The following is a 1216-nucleotide window of genomic DNA, read 5'->3' on the forward strand; positions in this document are numbered from 1 at the left end:
CTCTTTTAGCTGCGGCTGAATGGACACTGGCTGCTTGTGCAGCGGGATTAGTCGCCGTTGGTGTGATGGAAAGCACCAAAGATAGAGAAGGTGAACAAGACAAGGCAAAAGAGGATACACAAACAATTGCTTCGTCCCGTACCGAATGTGAGAAATGTCCGGCAATTGGCAACGTTACAATGGTTTGGGAAAAAACCACATCGTATTCAGAAATAACCATTGCCTACCAAACAAAAATTGCCGGGACGATATACAATCCTGAATTAAACCTAATTGAAACTTGGTTATGCATGAATACAAATTTTGATGGTTGGAAACCTGCACAATGCTTATTTCTTGAAGCTAAGGCTAAATATGACCAGTTTTTTAAAGATGGAATGCCTATAAATTGGTGGAAAATAAGTAAAAGCGGGGATAGATCCATGACAACTCAAGTAGAAAAACAGCAAGAAGTATGCACTACATTAAATGGAATCCCAAATTCTCACTGGCATTTTATGCAACCTATAAGCTATGCCTATTATTTAGAGAAATTTTCTATTTATCCCAACATTAAAGTATTTCACACTATTTAACATCTAAGTAAAGGTGAAAATAAATGACTACATTATCATTAAACATGAAATTATATACAGATTGGAAAGAACCATTAACTCCAACAATAGTTATTACCGATTTATATAAAATCACACAACAAGTAGATATATTTTTTAGACGCCATAAAACTTGGTATTTACCAGGAGATACTCGTCAAGAATCTTTACAACATATTGCTTTTGATCAGCAAGGAGCAACAAAAGAAGCAATAAAAGAGTTTGAAGAAGATTATACAGAAGAAAATCCTATAATTATTAAAGGGATTTGGGATGGTGAAGATGATGACCATTCATGTTCAATTTGTTATATGAATTATCGTCGAGATCGGTTAGGACAAACCCAAATAGATTTTCATATATCTATTGAAGAAAATGAATTTCAGCTATCACGATTAATCAACTTTATTAATTTTCTGATTTCTACTCATAATGCACCTTACATTATGGTAGAAAACAATACATATAGAATAAAAAGAAAACACGTTTTCCCAGATCGTTTAAGTGCTGGCTGGATGCTCTATTTACCAATAGAAATAGATCCGACTTTAGTTCCAATGGCAGAAGAAATAATATCTATTTCTGATAAAAATAACAAAAAAGGCTCATTGATTATTACGACA

2 protein-coding genes are annotated in these 1216 nt (G+C 33.6%); both read left to right on the top strand.

What is annotated here, in order from left to right:
• Nucleotides 1-575: restriction endonuclease fold toxin 5 domain-containing protein (locus SLS51_RS22975; RefSeq protein WP_323840804.1), on the top strand; the 575-nt coding region annotated here is incomplete at its 5' end.
• 23 nt (nt 576-598) lie between these two features.
• The coding region (locus tag SLS51_RS22980; protein ID WP_323840806.1) for a hypothetical protein at nt 599-1216 on the top strand (618 nt) is incomplete at its 3' end.

The sequence above is a fragment of the Photorhabdus africana genome, assembly GCF_035181445.1.
Classification (GTDB): Bacteria; Pseudomonadota; Gammaproteobacteria; order Enterobacterales; family Enterobacteriaceae; genus Photorhabdus; species Photorhabdus laumondii.